Here is an 18518-nt window from a genome sequence, read left to right as displayed (position 1 = left end):
TTATGAAGAAACATTTAGAAATGTTTGCCTGGGTGGCAGCGAGCCTGGCCGCTGCCACCCAAGCGTGGCTACTTAACTGCCTTTTTGATCAATCCCCGCCTGTAATTCCTGCTGGTCACTGTGCCCGCCAACCCGCAGCGGCCCCAGGTTGAAAGCCTGATCCTTACGTGTGGCGTCGTCCTGTTTCTGGGTCAGTTCGTCCTTGGCGCCCAGCGCCAGGTTAACCGGCGATTTCGACAGATTCAGCCCGACGTCGGCGCGATAATCGCTGCCCGCCAACGTGGTTGCCGTCACCTTGGAACCGCCCAACGCGACCTTGCCATTCTCGGCGCTGATCCGCGCGCCGGTCAGCAGCGTGTCGCCAGCCACCTCAAGGTTTACGCCCTGAGCACCACGAATGCCCGAGGCCTGAGTCACACTGTCTTTCACCAAGTGGCTGACGTCCAGGTTCAGCGTCGGCGTGTAGCTGGTGTTGCCGCTCTTGTCACCGAACAGTACGTTTTGCGCGGTATCGGCCACCTTGCTGCCGGTCGTGTCTTTACCGCTGACGGTGTAGCTGTCGCTGGTTTTTGGCCAGACTTTGTCCTTGAAGCTGGACAGGCGCGTGCCCAGTGCCTCTTTTTTGTCTGCGAGGTAGGTCTTGGCCTGGTCCACGCGGGTGCCGATAGCGCCACGGGGTTCAGGGTTCACGTCGTAGCTGCCACTGCGGCTGAGCTTTTCGCCCAGGCGCTCCTTGGCGTTGACCACGCTGTCCTTGGCCGAAGCGAGGTGCTCGGTGCCCTTGTCGACGACGTTTTCCAACTTCTCCCGATGCTTGTCGAACGCGCCCTCGGCCTTGGCTTGCACCTTGTCCTTGAGTGGGCCAGTCGTCTTTGCGAGCTTGTTGACCACACCCGGTTGGTTTTTCTCGACGTCGAGCTTGGCGTCGACGTTGACCTTAGTGCTGCTGACGTGGTCTTTGCGGCTCTCGACCACAAGATCGCCACCGACCTTACCGCTGACCTGATGGGCCTCAATCCGCGCACCCGCCAGATGGGTATCACCGGCACTGTTGATCGCCACCTTATCGGCCTTGATCAGGCTGTCATGCTGGGTAGTGCCTTGCACGTGGTCCACATCGACCTTGGCGCGGGCATTGATACCGAGTTGGGTCTTGGGTACGTCGTGTTCACCGGCGTCGGCCAAGGTGGTTTTACCGCCGCTGCCACCTGCGCCCAGGGTCACGCCCCAGCTGTTGTGAGCCTGGGTGGATTGCGCCGACTCTTGCAGGATGCCGCCGTTTTGCGCATCGAGGGTGACCGTATTGGCGGCAATCTGCGTACCTTGCAGATGGAGATCATCGGCGCTGGTGAGGCTCACGTTACCCTTGCTGTGCAACTGCCCGACAACCACGCCCTGATCGTTTTCCGCCACCTTGCCGATGTTGAAGTTGGCGCTGAGGCTGCCGGTCTTGCCGCTGCTGTCGGCGCTGCTGGTTTTGCCGGCGCCGACGCTCAGGCCGCCGCCGAGGTTGCTGCCCTTGCTGACATGCGTGCTGGTGGCCGCTTGCAGGTCCAGTTTGCCGCCGGCATTCAGGCCGATATCACCGGCGCTGTCGATCTGCGCGCCTTGCAGGGTCATGTCGGCGCCGCTGCTGAGCTGAATCGGCCCGCTGCCTTGAAGCGTCGCGACCCGCGCCTGGCTGTCCTGGGTGGCCAGCTGCTTGTTATCCAGTTGCACACCGGCACCGAGGTTGACGTTGGTACCATTGGTGCCCGGCGCGGTGCCCACGGTCAATGAACCATTGCCGCGCAGGCTGTTGCTGGATGTGCTTTGCGTGTCGTTGGCCGGATCAAGCGCCAACTCGCCGCCCGCCTTGAGGTTGACGCCCGCCTGGCCACCGTTGAACTGGCTGCCCGCGTAACGCGCATCGCCCTTGGCCGTGAGGTTCACGCCCTGAGTGCCCGCGTAGCTGCCGACCACTGCCGTGCTGCTGGCGTTGCGCACGTCGCTGCTGCCGCCTGCGCCGCTGCCGCGAACGTTCACGTCTTCACCGGTGGTGGTGTAGACCCGCACGCCGGCCTTGGCGTCCACGCCTTGTTCGCTGCTGCTGTGGGTGTTGGCTGCGGCGCTGGCGATATGCTCGCCGGCATCAATCTTCAGCCCGCCATCGGTGGCGCGGTACTGAGTGCCTTGATCCTGCACCTTACCGGCGACATCGACCTGCACCGTGGCGCCACTGAACTGGCTGACCACCGCCGTGCTGTCCTGCTGGGTGCGGGTCTTGTGGGTGTGACCGACTTCCACATCCAGGCCGACATTCGGCTGCTCGAAAGCATCGAGCAAACCGGGCTGGTGGAATTTGGCCTGGGCCACACCTTCGACGGCTTTTTCGATTGGTCGGGTGATGCCTTTGTATTCGACATTGGCGCCGACATCAGCGGTCCAGCCGTTTTCCTTGTGGGTGCTGGTCTGGCTGTTGTGCGCCGCCTGGTTATCGACGTTGCCGGCATTGACCTGCAATTCGGAGCCTGCCTTGACCTGCGCGCCCTGGCTGGTGAGGGTGTTGCCGGCGTTGATGGTCAGCTTGCCGGCCGCCGCCACGTTGCTGGTTTGCGCGGTGGTTGTGCTGCTGCTGTCGTGGCTGCTTTGATGGCTGAACTGTGCGCCGTTGCCAGCCTTGTCCAGACCGCCGGTGTAGTAGACGCCACCGCCGGTGGTGGTCTGGTCGGTGGTGTTGCGCGTGCTGTTATCGGTCGCCAGCAACTCGACGTTGTTGCCGCTCAAGCTTGCATCGCCCTGGGTGGCTTGTACGTCGGAACCCTTGATGCTCAGATTGCCACCGGCCGTGACCGCCACGCTGGCGCCGCTGAGGCTGGAAGCGTGCTGTTTGGTGGTGTCGGTCTTGCTGGTTTGCTGCTGGTCCTCAAAGCTCACGCCAGCGCGGTACTGGCGGGTGCCTTCGGCGTTTTCCTTGGCATAGCCATCGAAACCACGGGTGTGAGTGCTGGTGGTGTCGTGTGTGGTGTTGTCAGCCGAAGCGATCTTGATATCGCCCTTGGCGTCCGCCTGCAATTGACCGGCGGCCGAGACCTGAGACCCATTGACTTCGATGTCCTTGGCACTTTGCAGCTTGAGGTTGCTGTCCGAGCGCAGGTTGCTGGCCACGACGGTGCTGTCCTTGAGGTGCTGGCGGCTTTCATCCTTGGAGATGCCGAAGAACTTGCTGTCGTTGCTGTAGCTATTGGCGTGGGAGGTGTCTTTTACGCCGTCGATCACCAGCGAGCCTTTGTCGCTGATCACGCTGGCCTGCTTGCCGCCGCGCGCCTGGCTGCCGCTGATGCGCACGTCGTAGGCCTTGACGATCAGGTTGCCGTCGGCGTTGACCTTGCTGCCGGTGTTCAGGGTTTTGCCCTTGTCGCCGTCGCCGCTCTTGCCAAAGAAGCTGCCGCCGGTCAGGTCGCCGGAGTAAGCGTTATCGCGGCTAACCTGGGTGCGGCTGGCGCTGGTGATTTCCACTTGGCGGCCGGCCAATTGAATATCGCCGGGTGTTTTCAGTTCGGCGCCCTGCAATTGCAGGGTCTGCTGGCTGCTCAGCTCCAGCGTTTTACCGGCCTTGAGGCTGCTGGTGACGCTGCGTTGCTCGCTGGCGGATTTGTCCCAGTTGGCTTTCCACAAGTGCTTGCGATGGTTGCCCTGATCGCGGGTTTCATGGGTTTCGGTGGCGGCGTTCACCTGCAGGTCGGCGCCACTGTTCACACGTAAGGCATTGCCCGCTTCGACTTGGCTGGCCTTGATCGCGGCCTTGGCGCCGGAAGACAGCGTGGCATCCTGCTGCGCAACGACCTTGTTACCGTGCTGGCGCGAGTCTTTGTCCGTGGTGGTGCGGTCGTAGGTTTCGTAGGTGAACAGGAAGTTGCTGTTGTTCCACTGTTCACGTTTTTCCTGGAGCTTGCGGCTTTCCAGGCTGCTGAGGGTCAGGTTGCGACCGGCGTCGAGCTTGACGTTGCGCCCGCTGACGTCGGTGGCGGCCAGGTTCAAGTCCTTGGCGCTGTGCAGATCCACATCGCCGTGCTGGCTGTGCACTCCGGCACGGGTGGCGTCCAGGCTGTTGGCGTGGACCTGGCCGCTGATGTCGAGGTCGCCGGCCGAGCTGACGTTGACCCCGTCACGACCTTCTACCTGCACGGCGCCTACGCGCACGCCGGCACCTTCGGCGGTGCTGATGATGTTGATGCGCCCGGCCTGCATCGCGCCGAACAGGCTGGCGTCGATGCGCTGGTCCTGAGTCTTGCTGGCCGGGTCGACCTGGCGCACTTGGCCACTGGCGAAATCGACCTGGTTGCGGCCTGCGGTGAGGTTCAGTTGGTCGCGGGCACTCAAGCGCCCGTCGCTGTCGATGCGCGGCGCGATCAGGTTGATCGAGCCCGCGCGGTTTTGCAGGCCCTGGCCGTGCACTGTCAATTGACCGTTCGCGTCGCGGGTGTTCAAGGCTTGCAGCTTGCCGTCATTGAGTTCGGGTCGGCCCACTACCAGGTTGGCGTTCGGGGTGTTGATGAAACTGCCGCCATTCACCGAAATACCGTTGGGGTTGGCCAACACATAATCGGCGGCCTTGCCGAAAATCTCTTGGGCGCCGTTTAAGGTCGAGGCGTTGCGGCTGATCACTTCGTTGAGGATCACGCTCGCCGCCTGGCCCTGGAACTGCGGGTTCGCCGCCAGTTGCCCGGCGAGTTGCGATTGGCCGGCCTGCAGGGCGTTGTTCAGCACCACGCCCTGGCGGTCGACGTTGTAGTCCAGGAACTGGTTATGGGACAGGCCGCCGGCATTCGGCGCGACGATATTGACGATGGGTACGCCTTGCTGGTTTTGCAATTGCGGCATACCACCAGGCCCTTCGACCACGGTGATACCGGCGGCCAGTACCAGCTGCGGCAGCAGGAACAGGCTGGCGATGGCCCAGCGCAGTTTGCCCTGGGGTGAAAGGTGAAACGTGTGGGTGTCAGTCGGCATAAGTAAGTTCGCTCTGTGTTGGCTGAGCCGCCTCGTGCGTTGTTCGTTGCAACGCTACTGGGGTGGTCAGGTACGGCGGTTGTTTCAGGCTAATCGGGTGTTGGTTTAAATCTGCAAGCTAAGACGTGTCAGCCAGACCTCCGGCTCCTGGCCAAAGCCTGTTGGTGTGTGCACATTGCGTTGGTAATCGACGTCGAGCTGCACGTTCTTCCAGCTCAGGTTGAGCCCGGCACTCGCGCCGCTCAGGCGTTGGCCTGGGGCGCCGTGTTCGCGCTTGACCCAGCCATTGTCCAGGCCCAGGCGCGGGGTGATTTTTACCGGCAGGTCGCTGTTGAGCGGCAGGCGCAAGGTGTTGCGCCACACCGCGCCGATGGCGCCCGAGGCACTGTTTTCGCGGTAACCACGCACAGCCGAATCGTCGGTGCCCAGCAGTTGTTCGATGGCGGGCAAGCGGTCCGGGCTGTATTGCGCAGACAGCTGGCTCTGCCACTGCCAGGGTTGCGTGCGCCATTGGCCGTTGCGCCATTGAGTGAGGTTGGCGCGGTACTTGTGGAACTGCGCCTGGGGCAGGTTTTTCTGCACTTGGTCAGCATCGCGATCAGCGCCAAACCAGGTCAGGCCCTGGGCGTAATTGACGTCCAGGTTCCACACCGCGCTGTTGAGCCAGAACAGATTCAAACCGGCCTCGGCCACGCTCAGCGTTGGGCTCTGGATGCCCAAGCGGACCTTTTGCAGGTAGCTGTCGACGTCCTTGTAGGCCAGTTGCAGGTTGGCGCTGAGTTGATGGCCCTGGTCGCGCCACAGCACGCGGTCGGTGCGCAGGCTGACCTGATCGGTACGGCCGCTGTTGTACAGCGTGGTGCTGCTGACCTTGAGCGGTGAGCGGTATTCGGCATGGCTGGCGAACAGGCTGTAGGTCCAATAGCCGTAGGGAATCGAATAAAACAGGCTGTTGCTGCGGCTGTAACGCGGGCCATGGTTGAGCGTGTCGCTGAAGCTCAGGTTGAGTGAATCGTTGAGTTGCAGCGGGCTGTCCAGGCTCAGGCTGATGGCGTTGCGATCACGGCCGGTGCCGGCGCTGCCAAGGTTATCCACACCCAGGCCCAGCCCCCAACGTGAGGCGGTACTGCGCGAACGCAGGATGATGCGCGAGGCGCCGGGTTCACTGCCGGGGGCGATATCGGCAGTAAGGTCCACCGATCGCAGGCGGTTGAGCTGGTCCAGGCCTTGCTCCAGGTCGCGCAGGTTCAGTGGCTTGCCGAGCAGCCCGGGGAAGGCGCCGGCCAGCGATACGGGCAGGCTTTGGTCGGCCAGTTCGATGGCTTCGAGGTAGCCTTCTTCGACGTGAATATCCAGCGGTTGCCCGGCCGCCGGGGTGCTGATCAGGTATGGGCGGCTGGCGATATAACCGGCCTCGACGTACAGGCGGGTGATCTCGGCCAGCAGGCGGTTGATCTGGGTGACGCCCATGCACGGGGCGACATAGGGCTCGATGTGTTTATTCAACTCGGCCCTGCTGAACAGCGTGACACCGGCCAGGCGTGTGCCGCTTAGCGGCCAGCAGCGTGCATCTTTGACGTTGTCTGCCGGCACAGAGGGGGCGGCCGTTGGTGTGCCGAAGCTGCCTTTCTGCAGTTGGCGCTGGCGTTGCTCCAACTGGATTTGCTGCAGGTCGCGCTGCTGTTGTTGCTGCAAGCGCAGGGCTTCCTGGCCTGGCTGTAAGCCGTCGGCGGCGGCTGCGGGCAGCGCGCACACGCAGAGCAGGGCGATGCCCAATTGGTGGAGATGGCACAAGCGTTTGAGTGAGGGCAGGTTCGGCACTCGACATCCTTAACGTAGAAATACACACGATTCATGCCCCTGAGCCAAACCGTGAGCTCGGGGACTTGCCGCTCTTGAGTCATGTTTAAACGGATTGTTACATCGTCTGTAGGATTTATTGCATAAACGTGATGAATTGCTCGTAATTCAGCAAATAAATGCACAAAATTAGTGCGTCAAAGGGTTTTTAGGCCTTGAAACCGTGTTTTATGGGGAAGTGGAGCGCTGATGTGGTTTTGATTGTTACAGCGCAAACGCTTAATCAACGCGTTTAGAGAGGGTGCGATCTTGGGTATGCCGTGCGGTTAAGGCATTTACGGTCAAAGGTGGGAGCGCACTGTGACGAATGAAACCGGGCAGTCACGATCAGGTTAAAAAGTCATAAAAGGACACGGCAAATCAGGCAAAGTCCTTGAAAATCCTGAGATTGTCCGACAATCCAATGCATGAAAAAACCTTCATAAACGCCCCGCTCGAACGTTGGTAGTTTCCCCAGCGCTGCCCAATAATTCGAGTCCTAATAATGAATAACAAAACTCTTAAAAGCGCCTTGGCGCTCTCCATTTCGCTCGCCTCCACACAGCTGTTTGCCGGTGGCTTCGCCCTCAACGAGCAAAGTGTCAGCTCAATGGGTACAGGCTACGCCGGGCGTTCTTCCTCGGCGGATGACGCCAGCACGGTGTTCGGTAACCCGGCCGGCATGTCGCGCATCAAGCACAATGAAGTCAGCATCGGCGCGACCTACCTGGATGCCAAAACCAACATCAAGGACGCCAGCTCCTCTCAAGGCGGTGTCGACAACCCTGGCACCAACAAAGGCGATATGGTCCCTGGCATTGCCGTGCCGATGGGTTACCTGGTGACGCCGATTGATGAGCACTGGGCCTTTGGCTTGGGGATCTACGCGCCGTTTGGCTTGGTGACCGACTATGAACACGGTTTCCAGGGCAATGGCTTTGGTAACAAGAGCAAGATTCAGGTCATCACCGCGCAGCCGACGGTCAGCTATGCGTTCAACGACAAGGTCTCGGTGGGTTTCGGCCCGACCTTCAACAAAATCAGCGGCGAGCTGGACTCCAAAGTCCCGGCGTTCGGCCTCGGCACCGAAGCGGTGAAGATCAAGGGCGACGACACCGCGATGGGCTTCAACGCCGGTATCCTGGTGCAGGCGCTGGACAGCACCCGCATCGGCGTCACCTACCATTCGCAAGTGGTGTATCACCTGAGCGGCCATACCCAAGCCTCGGGCGTGCTGTCCGATCTGTTGGACGGCGGGGCGCAGAAGTATGACGCCAAGCTGAACGTCACCACGCCTTCTTCCGTGGACTTCTCGGTCACTCACCAGTTGACCGATGCCTTGACCCTCTACGTGGGCAGCACCTACACGCGCTGGAGCCAGTTGAAGAAAATCACGGTGAACAACGCCGGCGTGTCGGATATTACGGCTGAGCTGGCAGGCCTGGGCTCCATCACCGAAGAGCAGCACTGGCACGACACGTGGTCCCATGCCATCGGCCTGTCGTACCAGCTCAACAAGCAGTTGGTGCTGCGTACTGGCTTCTCGGTGGACCAGACGCCGACCAACAACACCGACCGTTCTGTACGTATTCCTACGGGCGACCGTACCGTATTCAGCGTGGGTGCCGGCTGGACGCCTGTGGATAACCTGACCTTTGACGTGGCCTATTCCTACCTGAAGGAAGAACCGATCAAGGTTCGCGACAACAACCCTCAGTTAGCGCTGAACTACGACGCCAAGTATGAAAACAGCGCGAATGGGTTTGGTGGTTCGGTGACTTACCGCTTCTGATCGATGCAATCCGGCGAAGAGCCAGTTTTTTGGCATGGCTCTTTGCCAGTTTTGTTGACATCAATGCTGTCATTTACGGCGCGTGTTGGTTAGATTGAAAGCTACTCAGCTTTTAAGACATGGACTGTCATGACTACGTTAACGCCTGTTATCGCGACCAATCCCCTTATTGTTCGGGCTGCGACCACCGCGCCTCCCGCCACCCTGGCGAACACTGTCGACGTCTCACCGACGCGGCCTTCCGCAGTGGTCAGCCTTGGCAATCCGGCAGCCGATGTCGTCGATACCTATTCTCGAAACGGCTTGTTGCCCGGCCAGGAAAGCGTGCGGACCTGGGAAAACAACAGCGATGATTCGATCACCTGGGTCATCAACTCCAACTTCCACTCGGTCACTACGGCCAGCCGCTACAGTGGGCTGGGCGCTGCGTTGGTGGACCAATTCGCCAAAGGTGGCGGTGCCGCTATTTCCCAGTCGCTGCTCAACACCACCGCTGACCGCGCCGGCGACACCGATGCAATCAAGGCGGACCAGACGCTGCTGCACAGCAAGGCCGACAACCAAGTCAGCCTCAGCATCAAGACTGCCAGCGGCAAGACGGTGACGTTCAGCCTGTCCAGCCAGAAAGATGGCCTGGGCGTACAGGCCACTGTAGAAGGCGGGGAGTTGACCGCCGATGAACTCAAGGCCGTCGGCCAGTTGGGCAGCGCATTCCAGGCCTCGGTCGACGGGCTGACCGCCGTGCCGCCGAAACTCGACTTGAGCAAGCTGACTCAGTTCGACGCCAAGCTGCTGTCGTCGGTGGACCTCAATGCCAAGGTGAAGGCCTCGAACGGTGAGGACATTACTCTGGCCTTTCATGCCGACAGCGAGAGCCGTACCACGCGCATGAGTGGCCCGGCGGGTCAGATTGACCTCACGGTGGACCTGAGAAACGCGGCGATCCTCGGCAATGCCAAGCAGCAGGCCAAGGCGCTGCAAACCTACCTGGCCCAGTTCGACCGGGTGGAAAAACGCGGCAGTGCAAATGCGGACTTCATGGCCATGTTCAAGGACGCCTTCAGCGCCATGAACAGCAACTACCCACCCAGCGCCACCGCATCGAATGCCTTGACCCAGAACCCGACTGACAAAGGCTTGTTGACTGGCCTGGCGGACTTCAAGGCCTCGATCAAGCAGGCCGTCGACGCCTCCAACCCGATGCGCCCTTCAGAGGTCGACAGCTTTTCCTACAACGTGTCACAGAAAACCCAGGTCAATGGCCGCAGCACAGCGGACCGTAGCGTCACCCAGCATCAGCAGTCGCTGCTGTCGGCGAACTTTCACAAAGGCCTCGACGGCGGCAAACCGCCGATCTTCGACGGCAGCCGTGAATCGCAGAATTATCTGTATGTGCAAGTCCTGGACAAGGCCAGCAGCACCGCGAGCTTTGCCTATAAAGACGGCCAGTTGACCCATGCCTCGGTCACCCAGTCGGCGTCCCAGAACACCCACACGCAGAAATATGTGATGGCCAACCTGGTGGAAGACAGCGTGGTGCCCAAGGAAGGTTCATCCAAGCGCGATTACCTGGCGCTGCTTGAGCACGCGGCCAAGGAAAGCAGAAAGTCCAAGGATGCGCTGGAGCAGTCGACGTTGAAAAATGCCCTGACGAAGATGCAAGACGCGGTCATGTTGCAGGACGACCCGGATGTGTTGATGCGCTGACACTCGTCGTGATCAAAACGGGAAGACTCAGTGATGAGCCTTCCCGTTTTTTTTTGCCCGCTCGGCGTACCGCGCAATCCCAGATTAGGCTTTTGAATCGATACGATATTCTGTAGCCTTGCGCAGCTTTACCCGTGCTTGATGAACACAATCACTTCGTCCGGCGGCGCCCGAAGGGCTCCAAAGCCGGTGGTACACTCGACTTTCGCGCTTACTGCGCTTGCAGGTCTTGCGAACATGACGCAAATTTCCGAATGCCTACTGGTTCAAGCCCACCTCGACGCCAAGCAGCCCAAGGCGCTGAGTGCCGATGAAGAGGCGAGCCTGCGCAGCGCCATCGCCGCCGAGCTCAAGGCTCAGGACGCGGTGCTGGTTGCGCACTTCTATTGCGACCCGGTGATTCAGGCCCTGGCCGAAGAAACCGGTGGCTGCGTGTCCGACTCCCTGGAAATGGCCCGCTTCGGTGCGGCCCACCCGGCCAAGACGGTATTGGTCGCCGGTGTACGTTTCATGGGCGAGACCGCCAAAATCCTCACCCCCGAAAAACGCATCCTCATGCCCACCCTGGAAGCCACCTGCTCCCTGGATCTTGGCTGCCCGGTGGATGAGTTCTCGGCGTTCTGCGACCAGCACCCCGAGCGCACGGTGGTGGTGTACGCCAACACCTCGGCGGCGGTCAAAGCCCGGGCCGACTGGGTGGTGACCTCCAGCTGTGCGCTGGAAATCGTCGAAAGCCTGATGGACAACGGCGAGACGATTATCTGGGGCCCGGACAAGCACCTGGGTACTTACATTCAGCGCCAGACCGGCGCAGACATGTTGCTGTGGGACGGCGCGTGCATCGTCCATGAAGAGTTCAAGTCAAAGCAACTTGAAGACATGAAGGCGCTGTACCCGGACGCTGCGATCCTGGTGCACCCGGAATCGCCGACGGCGGTGATCGAGCTGGCGGACGCGGTGGGTTCCACCAGCCAACTGATTGCCGCAGCCCAGCGCTTGCCGAACAAGACCTTCATCGTGGCCACCGACCGCGGCATCTTCTACAAGATGCAGCAGTTGTGCCCGGATAAAGTCTTCGTTGAGGCACCGACCGCCGGCAACGGCGCGGCCTGTCGCAGTTGCGCGCATTGCCCGTGGATGGCGATGAATACGCTGGAGCGCACGCTGCAATGTTTGCGTGAGGGCAGTAATGAGATCTTCGTCGAGCCCTCGGTGATCCCCCACGCCGTGCGCCCGCTCAAGCGCATGCTGGACTTTACCCAGGCTGCGCGCTTGAAACTGGCGGGTAACGCCTGACCTGAAGTTGAACACATAACACAATGTGGGAGCTGGCTTGCCTGCGATAGCGGTCATTCAGTCACAGCAATATTGACTGATAGGCCGCCATCGCAGGCAAGCCAGCTCCCACACTTGATCTCTAGTGTTCTTGGGTTACTTTTTCTGCTTGGGGACTCGCACCAATTGCGTATCCGAGTAGATGTCATGCCAACTGCGCTTGCGCTTATCAAACACCGACCAGACAAACCCCAGCCCCACGCATAACCACGACGCAATCGCCACCACAAACCGCAGCAGCGCCTGCCACAGGCTGATGCGCGAGCCGTCGGCGTTCTGCACGCGTACGCCCCATACCTGCATGCCCAATGTCTGCCCGGAATGGGTCCAGAACTTGGCGAAGAAACCAAACAGCACAAAAAACAGAATCGTTGACAGCAGCGGGTCACCGTCCAGCGCGCCGGACTCGGTGAGCGTGCGCATCCTGGCTTCGCCGATAAACGCCATCCACACCAGCTTGTAGATAAACGCGGTGACGATCAGCAGGGCAGTGCACAACAGGAAGTCATAGAACATCGCTGCCAGACGACGGCCCAGGCCAACGGCGGGGAATTCGCCTTGGGGGCTCAACAAAGGTTTGGGCATGGCCGTCTCTCTTGAGAAAAAAGCCATTTTACGAGCAAACGCACATAAAAAAGCCCCTGATGTCACCATCAGGGGCTTTTTGTCGCAGTAAGGATCAGCCTTCTGCTTGTACTTCGTCAGCCTGCATGCCTTTCTGGCCTTGCACGGCAACGAAGGTGACTTTCTGGCCTTCTTTCAGGCTCTTGAAGCCGTTGCCTTGAATAGCGCGGAAATGCACGAACAGATCCGGACCGCTTTCTGGAGTGATAAAACCAAACCCTTTCTCGTCGTTAAACCACTTGACGGTACCGCTCTGACGATCAGCCATTTTCTTCTTTCCTTTGACGCTAAAAATTAATGACAGCCCCTTTCACATGAAAGAGTACTGGGCTGGGTTGCAGGAAAGTAAGAGACGTCGAACGGGTTGTAGCAAACTTATGGCTACTGCCCAGGTCCAGGTTCCAAGCGACCCATGCAAACACAGTGGCTAAACTCTACGTCAACTAATAAGGAAAAAACAAGCCCCGCAGAACCCCCAGGTTTTGCTCGGCCATATGACACTTCGTTGACTAAAAGTGGATCCCGCATATTCGATAGCGTAACTCACTTGTTATAGGTCGGTGTCTATAAAAATGACTATCGTCAATGCACTCTTTTATGGCGGTTGCGTTACAAATTAGTGCGCATTAACGCAACCGCGTTACTTATAGGAACAGTCAATCAGCCACGGTAGTAACGTTGCGGTACAAATGGCATTTTACTTACACGTAGTGGCACCTTTTTCCCACGTACCAACGCAGACACTTCGGTGTCCAGTGCGATAAATGCGCTGTCCAGGTAACCCATGGCCAGCGGCCCGCCCAAGGTTGGACCAAAGCCGCCGCTGCACACGCTGCCGATCACCGTGCCGTGTTCGTCGACGATTTCCGCACCTTCACGCACCGGGGTCCGTTCCTGTGGCAGCAGGCCCACGCGCTTGCGGCTTACACCGGCTTGCTGCTGGGTGAAGATGCGGTCGGCGCCGGGGAAGCCACCGGCACGTGCGCCATCGGCGCGACGGGCCTTGGAGATCGCCCACAGCAAGCTGGCTTCAATCGGCGTGGTCTCGGTGTTCATGTCATGCCCGTAGAGGCACAGGCCGGCTTCCAGGCGCAGGGAATCGCGGGCGCCCAGGCCGATGGCTTGAACTTCGGTTTCGGCCAGCAGGCTGCGCGCCAGGCTCTCGGCATTGGCCGCCGGTACGGAAATCTCAAAACCGTCTTCACCGGTGTAGCCTGAGCGGCTCACGTAGCAGTCCACGCCCAGCAGGCGCAGGGTGGCGAACTGCATGAAGGTCATCTTGGTCACTTCCGGCGCCAGGCGCGCCAGCACTTTCACTGCCGCCGGGCCTTGCAGGGCCAGCAGGGCGCGCTCTTCGAACAGCGGTTCGATGCTGCACTGCTCGCCAATGTGTTTGCGCAGGTGGGCCAGGTCCTGATCCTTGCAGGCCGCGTTGACCACCAGGAACAGTTCGTCGTTGCCCAGGTTGGCCACCATCAGGTCGTCAAGGATGCCGCCCTGGTCATTGGTGAACATGGCGTAGCGCTGCATGCCCACGGGCAGGTCGGTGATGTCGACCGGCACCAGGGTTTCCAGGGCCTTGGCGGCGTTGGCGCCGGTCAGGCGGATCTGGCCCATGTGGGACACGTCGAACAACCCGGCTTGATCACGGGTGTGCAGGTGTTCCTTCATCACGCCCAGCGGGTATTGCACCGGCATGTCGTAGCCGGCGAAGGGCACCATGCGCGCGCCCAACTCGATGTGCAGGGCGTGCAATGGGGTTTTCAACAGGGTTTCGGTGGACATGTTCAGCTCCTGAAAAACGTGCGGACGCGCGGGTGGGCGTCAGCACTCGATAATGTTGACGGCCAAACCGCCACGGGCGGTTTCCTTGTATTTGCTTTTCATATCGGCGCCGGTCTGGCGCATGGTGCGGATGACCTTGTCGAGCGAGACGAAGTGCTGCCCGTCGCCACGCAAAGCCATGCGCACCGCATTGATCGCCTTGACCGAGCCCATGGCATTGCGCTCGATGCACGGCACCTGCACCAGCCCGCCAATCGGGTCGCAGGTCAGGCCGAGGTTGTGTTCCATGCCGATCTCGGCGGCGTTTTCCACTTGGGACACGCTGCCGCCCAGCACTTCGCACAAAGCACCGGCAGCCATGGAACAGGCCACGCCGACTTCGCCCTGGCAGCCGACTTCGGCGCCGGAAATCGAGGCGTTTTCCTTGTACAAAATCCCGATGGCGGCGGCGGTGAGCAGAAAGCGCACCACGCCGTCCTCGTTCGCACCGGGGATAAAGCGCATGTAGTAATGCAACACCGCCGGCACAATCCCGGCCGCACCGTTGGTGGGCGCGGTGACGACGCGCCCGCCGTTGGCGTTTTCTTCGTTGACCGCCAGCGCATACAGGTTGACCCAGTCGAGCACCGACAACGGGTCGCGCAGCGCCGATTCCGGGTTCTTGCACAGCTGCCGATGCAGCGCCGCCGCACGGCGCTTGACCTTCAAGCCGCCGGGCAAGATACCTTCGTTGCGACACCCGGCATCTACGCAGTCCTGCATCACCTGCCAGATGTTCAGCAAACCGGCGCGGGTTTCCGCCTCCGGGCGCCAGGCGCTTTCATTGGTCAGCATCACCTGGCTGATGGGCAGCCCGTAGGTGGCGCAATGGCCGAGCAAGTCCTTGGCGTGCTTGAAAGGGAAGGTCAGCGGCGTGGTGTCTTCGACGATCCGGTCAGCGCCGGCGGCGTCTTCATCCACCACAAACCCGCCACCGACCGAGTAATACTCGCGGCTGCGGATCTGGATCCCGGCGGCGTCGAAGGCGCGAAAAATCATGCCATTGGGGTGGTAGGCGAGAGGCTTGCGAATCATCGCCAGGTGTTCTTTCTCGTTGAACGCAATGCTGTGTTCGCCGAGCAGGTTCAAGCGACCGTCACTGCGCATTTGCGCAAGGCGTGCGGCGACGGTTTCGGTATTCACGGTGTCCGGGTGTTCGCCTTCCAGGCCCAGCAACACGGCCTTGTCGCTGCCGTGGCCTTTGCCGGTGGCGCCCAGTGAGCCATAGAGTTCCACCTTGATGCCGCGGGTGGTGTTCAGCAGGTTGTCACGTTTGAGGCCTTCGACGAATCGAGCCGCCGCACGCATCGGGCCGACGGTATGGGAGCTGGAGGGGCCGATGCCAATCTTGAACAGGTCGAACACGCTAAGGGACATGGTTGTTCTCCGGTTTCTTATTATTTTTGAAGACTGGCTCGGTCAATGTAGCAACCGGGCTTGTGTGGGAGCTGGCTTGCCTGCGATAGCATCACCCTGGTCTACCTGATAGACCGAGGTGCCTGCATCGCAGGCAAGCCAGCTCCCACAAAAGCCAGCTCCCACATTGACCGTGTTCAGTCTGTCAGGTTACGCGTAGCTCTCGATCGACGGGCACGCACACACCAGGTTACGGTCGCCAAACACGTTGTCGACCCGGCCAACCGGCGGCCAGTATTTGCCTTCGATCAAGGACGCCACCGGGTACACCGCCTGTTCACGGCTGTACGGGTGGCTCCATTCACCGACGATTTCAGCCGCCGTGTGCGGGGCGTTTTTCAGTGGGTTGTCGTCCTTGTCCAAGGTGCCGTTTTCCACTGCGCGAATTTCCTCGCGAATGGCAATCATGGCGTCACAGAAGCGGTCCAGTTCTTCCTTGGATTCGCTCTCGGTCGGCTCGATCATCAAGGTGCCCGCCACCGGGAACGACATCGTTGGCGCATGGAAACCAAAGTCGATCAGGCGCTTGGCCACGTCATCTACGCTTATGCCGCTGCTGTCTTTCAATGGGCGCAGGTCGAGGATGCATTCGTGCGCCACCAGGCCGTTGCTGCCGGTGTAGAGCACGGGGTAATGCTCTTCGAGGCGACGGGAAATGTAGTTGGCGTTCAGGATCGCCAGTTGCGAGGCGCGCTTGAGGCCCGCGCCACCCATCATGCTGATGTACATCCAGGTGATCGGCAGGATGCTCGCGCTGCCAAATGGCGCCGCGCACACGGCGCCTTCCTTGCGCTCCATGGCCGCGTGGCCTGGCAGGAATGGCGTGAGGTGGGATTTAACCCCAATCGGGCCAACGCCCGGGCCGCCACCGCCGTGCGGGATGCAGAAGGTTTTGTGCAGGTTAAGGTGGGACACGTCGCCACCGAACTTGCCCGGTGCGCACAGGCCGACCATCGCGTTCATGTTGGCGCCGTCGATGTACACCTGGCCGCCGTTGTCATGAATGATCCCGCAGATTTCGCGGATGCCTTCTTCGAACACGCCGTGGGTGGACGGGTAGGTGATCATCAGCGCGGCGAGGTGTTCGCGGTGCTCGATGGCCTTGGCGCGCAAGTCTTCGATGTCGACGTTGCCGCGTGCATCGCAGGCGGTGACTACCACGCGCATACCGGCCATGTTGGCGGTCGCAGGGTTGGTGCCGTGGGCCGACGATGGGATCAGGCAGATGTCGCGGCGTTCTTCGCCACGGCTCTGGTGGTAAGCACGAATGGCCAGCAGGCCTGCGTATTCACCTTGGGAACCGGCGTTCGGTTGCAAGGAAATCGCGTCATAACCGGTGGCCGCGCAGAGCATGGCTTCCAGATCGGAAGTCAGCTCCAGGTAGCCGGCGCTCTGTGCGGCCGGGGCGAACGGGTGCAGGGCACCGAATTCAGCCCAGGTGACCGGGATCATTTCGCTGGCGGCGTTGAGTTTCATGGTGCACGAGCCCAGCGGGATCATGGTGCGGTCCAGCGCCAGGTCTTTGTCGGCCAGCTTGCGCAGGTAGCGCATCAGCTCGGTTTCGGAGTGGTAACGGTTGAACACCGGGTGGCTGAGGATCGGCGACTGGCGCAGCAGCGCGGCGGGCAAGGTGCTTTCAGTCGCAGCAAAGGCGGGCAGCGCCTTGCCGTCGGCGAAGATTGCCCACAAGGCTTCGATATCGGCCTGGGTGGTGGTTTCGTCAACCGACAGGCCAACGCGCTCGGCATCGACTACACGCAGGTTGATGCGCTGTGCACGAGCCTTGTCGTGCAGGGCGGCGGTGTTGGCGCCGGTGTTGAGGGTGATCGTGTCGAAGAAGTTTGCCTGCTCAACCTTAAGGCCCAGGGCGGTCAAGCCTTTGGCCAGGATCGCGGTCAGCTGGTGAATGCGCTGGGCGATCCGGGTCAGGCCTTTAGGGCCGTGGTACACGGCGTACATGCTGGCGATGTTGGCCAACAGTACCTGAGCGGTGCAGATGTTGCTGGTGGCTTTCTCGCGACGGATATGTTGCTCGCGGGTCTGCATGGCCAGGCGCAGGGCCGGTTTGCCGAAACGGTCGACCGACACACCGACCAGACGGCCCGGCATATCACGCTTGAACGCATCCTTGGTGGAGAAGTACGCCGCGTGCGGGCCACCAAAGCCCAGCGGCACGCCGAAGCGTTGCGCGCTGCCGATGGCCACGTCGGCGCCGAACTCACCCGGCGGGGTCAGCAGGGTCAGGGCCAGCAGGTCGGCGGCGACCGCGACCAAGGCATTGGCAGCGTGGAAACGCTCGGTCAGTTCGCGGTAATCAAATACATCACCGTTACTGGCCGGGTATTGCAGCAGGGCGCCGAAGAACGCGCTGACGTCGGTCAGCTCGCGTTCATCGCCCACCACCACGTCGATACCCAACGGCTCGGCACGGGTGCGCAGCACGTCGAGGGTCTGTGGGTGGCTATGCACGGAGGCGAAGAAAGCGTTGCTGCCCTTGTTCTTGCTCAGGCGCTTGCAGAAGGTCATGGCTTCGGCGGCGGCGGTGGCTTCGTCGAGCAAGGACGCGTTGGCAATCGGCAGGCCGGTGAGGTCGCTGATCAGAGTCTGGAAGTTCAGCAGCGCTTCCAGGCGGCCTTGGGAGATCTCGGGTTGATACGGGGTGTAGGCGGTGTACCAGGCCGGGTTTTCCAGCAGATTGCGCAGGATCGGTGACGGCGTGTGGCAGTTGTAGTAGCCCTGGCCGATGTAAGTCTTGAACAGCTGGTTCTTGCCGGCGATGGCCTTGATCTTGGCCAGGGCCTGGGCTTCGCTCAGGCCGTCTTCCAGGCCGAGCACGCTGGTGCCCTTGATGCTTTCCGGGATCACGCTGGCGCTGAGGGCTTCGAGGGAATCAAAGCCCAGGCTTGCGAGCATCTGCTGCTCATCTTCCTGGCGCGGGCCGATATGGCGGGCGATGAATTCGTTGGCGGTGCTGAGATTGATGGTCATG

The 18518-nt window shown here is 60.9% G+C and carries 10 protein-coding genes; 3 read left to right on the top strand and 7 right to left on the bottom strand.

Going from position 1 to position 18518, the window contains the following annotated elements:
* Positions 1–72 precede the first annotated feature (72 nt).
* Both PSH96_RS22860 and PSH96_RS22855 read right to left on the bottom strand, forming a co-directional pair.
* Complete coding sequence (locus PSH96_RS22860) at positions 73–4992, bottom strand: hemagglutinin repeat-containing protein (protein ID WP_305455271.1); 4920 nt, start codon at positions 4990–4992, stop codon at positions 73–75.
* A gap of 105 nt (positions 4993–5097) precedes the next feature.
* Positions 5098–6813, bottom strand: a complete 1716-nt coding sequence (locus tag PSH96_RS22855; RefSeq protein WP_370694310.1) for a ShlB/FhaC/HecB family hemolysin secretion/activation protein — start codon at positions 6811–6813, stop codon at positions 5098–5100.
* 523 nt (positions 6814–7336) lie between these two features.
* On the opposite strand from PSH96_RS22855, the gene PSH96_RS22850 reads away from it, so the two are divergent.
* From PSH96_RS22850 to nadA, 3 genes are all read left to right on the top strand, one after another.
* Positions 7337–8623, top strand: coding sequence for an OmpP1/FadL family transporter (locus PSH96_RS22850; RefSeq protein ID WP_305455268.1), 1287 nt, complete (start codon positions 7337–7339; stop codon positions 8621–8623).
* 129 nt (positions 8624–8752) lie between these two features.
* Positions 8753–10330 carry a lactate dehydrogenase gene (locus PSH96_RS22845; protein WP_305455266.1) on the top strand — a complete coding sequence of 526 codons (1578 nt, stop codon included), beginning with the start codon at positions 8753–8755 and terminating at the stop codon, positions 10328–10330.
* A 237-nt stretch (positions 10331–10567) separates the two neighbouring features.
* Entirely contained in the window at positions 10568–11626 is a 1059-nt protein-coding gene (gene nadA, locus PSH96_RS22840; RefSeq protein ID WP_305455264.1) for a quinolinate synthase NadA, read from the top strand.
* Between the two features lie 135 nt (positions 11627–11761).
* Here the strand turns inward: nadA and PSH96_RS22835 are convergent, their stop codons facing one another.
* The 5 genes from PSH96_RS22835 to gcvP form a co-directional block, all read right to left on the bottom strand.
* A complete protein-coding gene (locus PSH96_RS22835) occupies positions 11762–12250 on the bottom strand; it encodes an RDD family protein (protein ID WP_017139142.1) in 489 nt (162 codons plus the stop codon).
* A 94-nt stretch (positions 12251–12344) separates the two neighbouring features.
* Positions 12345–12557, bottom strand: a complete 213-nt coding sequence (locus PSH96_RS22830; RefSeq protein WP_014339904.1) for a cold-shock protein — start codon at positions 12555–12557, stop codon at positions 12345–12347.
* A gap of 392 nt (positions 12558–12949) precedes the next feature.
* Positions 12950–14074 carry a glycine cleavage system aminomethyltransferase GcvT gene (gcvT, locus tag PSH96_RS22825; RefSeq protein WP_305455260.1) on the bottom strand — a complete coding sequence of 375 codons (1125 nt, stop codon included), beginning with the start codon at positions 14072–14074 and terminating at the stop codon, positions 12950–12952.
* Positions 14075–14113: 39 nt separating this feature from the next.
* Positions 14114–15490: an L-serine ammonia-lyase gene (locus PSH96_RS22820; protein WP_305455258.1), complete on the bottom strand. Its 1377-nt coding sequence runs from the start codon at positions 15488–15490 to the stop codon at positions 14114–14116.
* A gap of 189 nt (positions 15491–15679) precedes the next feature.
* Positions 15680–18517: an aminomethyl-transferring glycine dehydrogenase gene (gene gcvP, locus PSH96_RS22815; protein ID WP_305455256.1), complete on the bottom strand. Its 2838-nt coding sequence runs from the start codon at positions 18515–18517 to the stop codon at positions 15680–15682.
* Between the last annotated feature and the right edge of the window lies 1 nt (position 18518).

Source organism: Pseudomonas sp. FP2338 (genome assembly GCF_030687515.1).
GTDB lineage: Bacteria > Pseudomonadota > Gammaproteobacteria > Pseudomonadales > Pseudomonadaceae > Aquipseudomonas > Aquipseudomonas salomonii.
The sequence above is the reverse complement of the archived record's forward strand: the minus strand, read 5'-3'. Positions and strand labels throughout refer to the sequence as shown.